This is a genomic window from Streptomyces boncukensis (genome assembly GCF_011045075.1).
Classification (GTDB): Bacteria; Actinomycetota; Actinomycetes; order Streptomycetales; family Streptomycetaceae; genus Streptomyces; species Streptomyces boncukensis.
Map to the genome: position 1 here is coordinate 1 of NZ_JAAKZZ010000393.1, position 7090 is coordinate 7090.

Genomic DNA, 7090 nt, shown 5'->3' on the forward strand with positions numbered 1-7090 from the left:
TCAACCGCCTCAAGCAGTGGCGCGGCATCGCGACCCGCTACGACAAGACCGCCGAGTCCTACCAGGGAGCCGTCGCCCTCGCCTCGCTCCTGATGTGGACGTGACATTTGAAGACAACTCCTAGGGGCGGGGCCGTGCGGGCCCGTAGGTGATGTGTGGGACCGGAGGGCGATGCCCGACCGGCGGCGCGGCGGCTGTGCTGGGGGCATGGGAATCGACCGGAGAACGACCGTACGGGCCGGTGTGGGTGCCGGACTCGCCGTGGTGGCCGCGAGCGCCGGGCCCGCGAAGGCCGCCGAGCGCGGCGGGCCGATCGAGGTGCGCGGCGCGGACGCGGTGGACGGCACCATTCCGCGGCGCCGCGGCCGACTGGAGCTGGAAGCCGGGCAGCGCCCCCGCGAGGGTTGGTTCGCGCGGTACGCGGTGCCGGCCCCGGCGGCCGGCCCGTACCGTCTGACGGCCACCGCCACCGTCCCCGTCGAGCACCCGCGCACCGAGGAGATCGGCTCGTATGTGGCCCTCGGGGTGAACGGCGGGCCGTGCCGGGAGGTGGCGCACGCGCAGCCGCACTGGTACGAGGCCGAGCACGCCGGAGGCGACCTGTGCCGCGCGGTGTGGCGGGACGTCGAGCTCCGGGAGGGCGCCAACGAGATCACCGTACGCGTCGACGAGCTCGCGGTGCTCGGCGACCGGACCGCGTACCGGCTGCTGCTCGACCGGCTCACCCTGACGCGGGTACCGGTGCGGGTCGCCGCGGCCCAGTGGGCGGACGGCGTCCTGCGGCTGCGGCTCAACGGGCGGGCGGACGCGGGCCTGGCGGTGCCGTACCGGGTGACGGACTACTTCGGCGAGGAGGCCGCCACGGGAGAGGCGTCCTTCGCGCCGGGCGCGGACACGGCCCGGGTGCGGCTGCCGGGACTCCCGCCGGGCCGCTATCTGGTGCGCGCGGGCCCCCTCACCGCCCGCTTCGCCGTGCTCCCCGGGGACGGCGGACCGGGCGAAGGGCCGCAGGGCGACCGGTTCCGGGACCGGTTCGGGGTGAACGCCTTCGCCTTCCCCCTCATCCCGCCCTCCCGCCTGGGCGACTTCGCCGCGCGGATGCGGGCGATGGGCGCCGGGTACGTACGGGACGGCGCGCCCTGGCCCATGGTGGAGGCCCGTCAGGGCACGTACGACACCGGGCCGTTCGACCGGGTCACCGCCGCCTTCCGGGCCCACGGCCTGCGCACCCTGGAGGTGGTGTCCCCGCCGCCCGAGTGGGCTCTGACGGTCCGCTCCCTGCCGCTGCCGGACGACCTGCGCCACGCCTACCGCTACGGCCGGCACCTGGCGCGGCACACGCCGGGCTCCGACGCGGTGCAGGTGTCGAACGAGCCGGACGTCGACGAGAGCCGGTCGACCGGCGACGCGCACGCGGCGTACATCAAGGCCCTCGCCCTCGGGCTGCGCTCCGCGCCCGGCCGGCCCGCCGTCGTCCTGCCCGGCCTCGCCGAGGCGGGCAGCCCGTTCCAGCGGCTGATGCTGCTGAACGAGGTGGCCCGGTACGCCGACGCGTGGGGCTACCACGGCTACCCCGGCCCCGACGAGCGGAACCCGGACCTCCCCGGGGCCGCGCGGGAGCAGCACGCGCTGCTGCGGGAGCACGGCTGGGCGGGGATGCCCGCCTGGATGACGGAGTCGGGCCTCTTCCTCGGCGTCGCGGCCGGCCGCGAGCCGGGTGCGGAGCAGGAGCGGGAACAGGCCCGCTACCTGGTGCGGTCCCTGGTCCAGGGGCTCGCGGAGGGCAACGACCGGCAGCTGTGGTTCGACGGCCCGCCCACCCACGACGACGGCGTCTGGTTCTCGCTGCTGGACCGGGACTTCGCACCGCTGGCCGCCTACAGCGCCCACGCGGCGCTCACCCGGCTGCTCGGCGCGGCCCGCTTCGTCCGGCACGTGCCCGGTCTGCCGCACGCCCACGGCTACACGTTCGCGGACGGGCGCGGGCACGCGGTGACCGTGGCGTGGGCGGACGCGCCCCAGGACGCGGAGACCGAACTCCCGGCCCCGGCGGGACGGGTGGAGATGCGCGATGTGATGGGGCGGCTCCGGGAGACCGTGCACACCACCGGCGCCATCCGGCTGCGGCTCTCGCCCGACCCGCTGTACCTGATCACGCGGGGGACGGCGGAGGAGCGGGACGCCGGAGAGCCCGGGGCTCCCCAGGCGCCGGAGCTGTCGCCCGCCGAGCACATCGTCCTCAACCAGCGCTGGCCCCGCCGGAACGCCGCACCGGGCAAGGACAACGGCGACGCGCCGCCCCCGCACGGCTACCGGCTGGGCCGTACGGCCCGGATGACGCTGGAGGTCTACAACTTCGGCGACCGGGAGCAGCAGGTGACCGTGCGGGCCCGCGCCGCGGGCGGCTGGGAGGCGACGGCTGCGCAGCCGGACACCGTACGGGTGGCGCCGGGGGGCCGCGCCCGGGTGACGTTCACGGTGCGGGCCGGCGGCGGCGTGCCGGAGGGCCGGGACGAGCGGCTCGCCTTCGAGGCCACGGTGGCGGGCAGGGAGCGGGTGACTCCGTCGGTCTCCTGGGTCCAGCGCCGTTGAGGGTGCCGGACCGACGCGGCCCCGGTTTCGCCGTCGCGGGCCACAGGCGCGATGGGGGCTGATCGTGCCGTTCCCCGCGCCCCTTCGGGGCACAGTGGTGTGCGCCCCGAAGGGGCGCGGGGAACGGCGCGCGCAACCATGGGGGTACCTCCCTGCTCGAGCGAAGCCGAGAGCTTGGGGGAGCACCCGGCACCCGCAACGGCGAAACCGGGGCAGACGCTGTCCGGCCGCAAGCCCGGCGCGGAGCCAGTACGGAGTCAGCGCGGAGCGGCGAGCCCGGCGTGGTGGACGAACCAGTCGCCGGCCAGCTCCGCGACCGCGTCCAGGCAGCCCGGCTCCTCGAAGAGGTGCCCGGCGCCGGGGACCACATGGACGCGGTGCTCGCAGCGCATCCGGGCGGCGGCCCTGCGGTTGAGGTCGAGCACGCTCGTGTCCCGGCCGCCGACGATCAGCAGGGTCGGTGCCGCCACGGCGCCGAGCGCGGCGGCGGGGGCCAGGTCGGGGCGGCCGCCCCGCGAGACGACCGCCACCGGGTCGGCGGCGGGGCGCGCCGCGGCCGTCAGCGCTGCGGCGGCCCCGGTGCTGGCGCCGAAGTAGCCGAGCGGCAGTCCGACCTCGCCGCGCAGCCACTCGGTTGTCGCCGCGAGCCGGGTGCCGAGCAGCTCGACGTCGAAGACGGCCGCCCGGTCGCCGTCCTCCTCCTCGGTGAGCAGGTCGAACAGCAGCGTGGCCAGCCCGACGCGGTTCAGCGCGGCGGCGACGTACCGGTTGCGCGGGCTGTGCCGGCCGCTGCCGCTGCCGTGCGCGAAGGCGACCACGGCGAGCGCGCCCTCGGGAACCGCCAGGTCCCCGGCGAGCCGGACCTCCCCGGCGTCGATCCGCACATCTGTGTGCCGGCCGTCGCCGGTGTGCCGCGGGGCCTGTCCGGGCTGCGGGTGCCGCGCGCGGGCCAGCAGTTCGGCGACCTCCGAGTCGTCGGTCTGGCTGAAGTCCCGGTAGTAGGCGCCCACCGCAGCGAAGGACCGGGGCACGTTCGGGCACACCACCTCGTCCGCGACCGTCCGCAGCCAGGCCACCGCGTCCGGGGGCCCCACCGGCACGGCGAGCACCACGCGCGCCGCGCCCTGGGCGCGTACCACCTGGCAGGCCGCCGCCGCGGTGGCGCCGGTCGCCAGCCCGTCGTCCACCAGCACGGCCGTGCGCCCGGCGACCGGGATCCGGGGGTGGCTGCCGCGGTAGCGGCGTACCCGGCGCTCCAGCTCGGCCCGCTGCTCCTCCTCCACCTGCGCGCACTGCGCGTCGCTGAGCCGCGCCAGGCTGACCACGGAGTCGTTGACGAGCCGGGCCCCGCCCTCGCCGACGGCGCCGAAGCCCAGCTCCGGCTGGGAGGGCACGCCCAGCTTGCGGACCACGGTCACATCGAGCGGCGCGTCCAGCGCCCCGGCGACCTCGAAGGCCACCGGCACCCCGCCGCGCGGCAGGCCCAGCACCACCCAGTCCTCGGCGTACTCGGCGTTCTCGGCGTTCTCGGCGTCCTCGGCGTCCTCGGCGCGCAGCCGCTCCAGTTCCGCCGCCAGCACTCGCCCGGCGGCCGGGCGGTCGTCGAATCGCATGCCTCATCGCCCCCTGTCCGCGCGCTCAGGACCGCTCCGGGTCCCGGGCCGGAGGCCGCGAGTGTTCTCGTCTCTCCAGTACAACGCCGGGAGCCCGGTCCATCAAGGCGGGCACCCGCCCGGCTCTGTACCTACTAGTATGTATAATGCGGGCATGAGCACCGCTGACCGCCTCGTCGAAAGCACCCGGGAACTGCTGTGGGAGCGCGGGTACACCGGCACCAGCCCCAAGGCGATCCTGCGCCGGGCCGGAGCCGGACAGGGCAGCATGTACCACCACTTCACCGGCAAGCAGGACCTGGCGCTGGCCGCGATCCGCCGCACCGCGGCGGAGCTGCGCGCCGCCGCCGAGGCGCAGCTGTCCGGCCCCGGCACCGCGCAGGAGCGCGTCACCGCGTATCTGCGCCGCGAGCGGCCGGTCCTGCGGGGCTGCCCGATCGGACGGCTCACCCAGGACCCGGATGTGATGGCGGACCCGGAGCTGCGCGCCCCGGTCGAGGAGACGCTCGACTGGCTGCGCGAGCGGCTCGCCGAGGTCCTGGACGAGGGGCGCGGGAGCGGCGAGTTCGCCGCCGCGCTGGACGCGCGGGCCACCGCCGCGGCCCTCGTCGCTGCGCTGCAGGGCGGCTATGTGCTGGCCCGCGCGTCCGGCTCCGAGGCGCCGTTCGACCAGGCCGTCACCGGCGTCCTGGCCCTGCTCGCAGCGCACACCACCGATCCGGGCACCTGAGCCCGGGAGCGAAGAGAAAGGGACCCGCACGTCCATGCACATATCCCGCACCGCAGCGCCCACCGCTGCCGCGCCCCCGGAGTGGGTCACGGGCGACGCCTGGGTGGACGAGATCGCCGCGCCCGAGGCGCCGTCCCGGCTCCGCGTCGACAGCGTGCACTTCGCGCCCGGCGCACGCACCGTGTGGCACCGCCACCCACTGGGCCAGGTGCTGTACGTCACCGGGGGCACCGGGCTCGTCCAGCGGCGGGGCGGCCCGGTGGAGACCATCCGCGCCGGTGACCGGGTCCGGATCGGGCCGGGCGAGTGGCACTGGCACGGCGCCGCGTCCGGTGCCTTCCTCACCCACCTGGCCGTTCAGGAGGTCGCCGAGGACGGCACCGAGGCCGAGCGCGGCCTGTGAGCACCCTGACGAACCCGCACCGAGAGGCAGCACCCCCGTGTACGCCAAGCAGTACGAGATCACCCTGCCCGCCGACTACGACATGCGGATCATCCGCAAGCGCGTGGCCGACGGCGGCCACGTCCTCGACGACCGCGCCGGGCTGGGCCTGAAGGCATATCTGATCCGGGAGCGCGGCACCGACGGCTCGCCCGTCAACCAGTACGCGCCCTTCTATCTGTGGCACGACCCCGGAGCGATGGCCCACTTCCTGGTCGGCGGCGGCGGTTTCCAGAACATCATCCGCGACTTCGGCCGCCCGGCCGCCCGGCACTGGACCGGCGCCGCCTGCCATGCGGGCCCCGCGCGCGGCACGGTGCCCCGGTCCGCCGCGCGCCGCCTCACCCCGCTCCCGGACGACCCGGCCGACCCGGAGGGCCCGGACGGGGAAGCCACGGGACTGGGGCTGGCAGCGCTGGTCGAGCGGGAGGCGGAGGAGCTCCGCGCCCTGGCCCGGCACCCGGACCTGCACACCGCGGCGCTGGCCGTCGACCCGCACCACTGGCGGCTGCTGCGGTTCACGCTGTGGCGGGGTGCGGTGCCCGCTGATGTGGCCGCCACGGAGCGGTATGAAGTGCTGCACCTGTCGGCGCCCGGGTTGGAGCGGTTGCCGGAGGGCAGCGCCTGGTAGCGGCGGACCCTGCCGGGCCGGGGCCGCCCCGCCGATGCGTCACCTTTTCTGCCGGACCCGGAGGCTGCGGGGGCCGCGGACCAGGAGGCCGGGGCGGTACGGCACCGGCGCCGTGTCAGCCGGACCCGCGTCGTCGGGGAGCGCGGCGAACAGCCGGGGCAGCGCCACCGCCGCCTCCAGCCGGGCCAGCCGCGCGCCCAGGCAGACGTGCGGCCCGTACCCGAACGCCAGGTGCGGGGCCGACCGCCGGCCCTCCGCCGTCAGATAGCGGGCGGGGCGGAAGGCGTCCGGCTCGGGGAAGCGCGCCGGGTCGCGGTTGGCCGCGGCCAGCACGACGAGCACCGGGGCCCGCTCCGGCAGCACCACTCCCCCGCCCAGCTCCACCCGCTCGGTGGTCCGCCGCCAGGTGGCGCCCTCCAGCGGACTGGCGTGGCGCAGGGTCTCCTCGGCCACCGCCGCCCAGTACGGCGGGCCGCCCGCGCGTGCGGCGGCCCGCTCGGCGGGGCGGGCGAGCAGCTCCAGGGACGCGGAGGCCAGCAGGTTCATCGTCGTCTCGTATCCGGCGAAGAGCAGCAGGAACGCCATGGCGACCAGCTCGTCCCCGTCCAGCGCCGGGCCCTCGGCGGTGCGGCCGGCCACGAGGTCGCTGAACAGGTCGTCGCCCGGGGCGCGCCGCTTGTGCGCGATCAGCTCCGAGAAGTACGCGTGCAGCTGTCCCCACGCCTCGTCGACGGCGCCGGGCGGGAGGGCGTCGGCGGGCGAGCCGACGCGGTAGGTCCACTCCCGCAGCTCCGCCCGGTCGGCCTCCGGCACGCCGAGGACCTCGGCGATCACCAGGACGGGCAGCGGGAACGCGAACGCGTCCACGAGGTCGACGGTGCCGCCGTCCGCCAGCCTCGGGGCGACCCCGGCAGCGCCGGTCAGCAGGGAGTCCGCGAGCTGCTCGATCCGCGGTCGCAGGGCGTCCACCCGGCGCGGGGCGAAGGCCCCGGTCGCCATGCGGCGCAGCCTGCGGTGGTCGGGCGCGTCCCGGTTGAGCATGTGCCCGGCCAGGCACGCCTGGGCCCGGCGGGCCGGGGAGT

At 76.7% G+C, this 7090-nt stretch carries 6 protein-coding genes and 1 pseudogene; 5 read left to right on the top strand and 2 right to left on the bottom strand.

Annotated features, from left to right (window positions below):
- Together G5C65_RS27650 and G5C65_RS27655 are read left to right on the top strand one after the other, a co-directional pair.
- A pseudogene (locus tag G5C65_RS27650) lies at positions 1-104 on the top strand (IS5/IS1182 family transposase); the annotation flags it as partial.
- Between the two features lie 103 nt (positions 105-207).
- The gene (locus G5C65_RS27655; protein WP_165301746.1) at positions 208-2592 is read left to right on the top strand and encodes a hypothetical protein; all 2385 of its coding nucleotides are present in this window, start codon (positions 208-210) and stop codon (positions 2590-2592) included.
- A 257-nt stretch (positions 2593-2849) separates the two neighbouring features.
- On the opposite strand, the gene G5C65_RS27660 is transcribed toward G5C65_RS27655, so the two are convergent.
- Positions 2850-4205, bottom strand: a complete 1356-nt coding sequence (locus G5C65_RS27660) for an alpha/beta family hydrolase (RefSeq protein ID WP_165301747.1) — start codon at positions 4203-4205, stop codon at positions 2850-2852.
- A 154-nt stretch (positions 4206-4359) separates the two neighbouring features.
- On the opposite strand from G5C65_RS27660, the gene G5C65_RS27665 reads away from it, so the two are divergent.
- From G5C65_RS27665 to G5C65_RS27675, 3 genes are read left to right on the top strand one after another with little or no spacing between them, the layout of a single operon-like run.
- Positions 4360-4935: a TetR/AcrR family transcriptional regulator gene (locus tag G5C65_RS27665; RefSeq protein ID WP_165301748.1), complete on the top strand. Its 576-nt coding sequence runs from the start codon at positions 4360-4362 to the stop codon at positions 4933-4935.
- Positions 4936-4969: 34 nt separating this feature from the next.
- A complete protein-coding gene (locus tag G5C65_RS27670; RefSeq protein ID WP_165301749.1) occupies positions 4970-5338 on the top strand; it encodes a (R)-mandelonitrile lyase in 369 nt (122 codons plus the stop codon).
- Between the two features lie 37 nt (positions 5339-5375).
- Entirely contained in the window at positions 5376-6008 is a 633-nt protein-coding gene (locus tag G5C65_RS27675; RefSeq protein WP_165301750.1) for a DUF4865 family protein, read from the top strand.
- A gap of 39 nt (positions 6009-6047) precedes the next feature.
- On the opposite strand, the gene G5C65_RS27680 is transcribed toward G5C65_RS27675, so the two are convergent.
- Positions 6048-7090 (bottom strand): cytochrome P450 (locus G5C65_RS27680; protein WP_165301751.1); only part of this gene is annotated, 1043 nt, incomplete at its 5' end.

Bases quoted from the DNA above. Each gene is read 5' to 3' on its own strand.
- G5C65_RS27655 (WP_165301746.1), top strand. From the start codon at position 208: ATGGGAATCGACCGGAGAACGACCGTACGGGCCGGTGTGGGTGCCGGA.
- G5C65_RS27660 (WP_165301747.1), bottom strand. From the start codon at position 4,205: ATGCGATTCGACGACCGCCCGGCCGCCGGGCGAGTGCTGGCGGCGGAA.
- G5C65_RS27665 (WP_165301748.1), top strand. From the start codon at position 4,360: ATGAGCACCGCTGACCGCCTCGTCGAAAGCACCCGGGAACTGCTGTGG.
- G5C65_RS27670 (WP_165301749.1), top strand. From the start codon at position 4,970: ATGCACATATCCCGCACCGCAGCGCCCACCGCTGCCGCGCCCCCGGAG.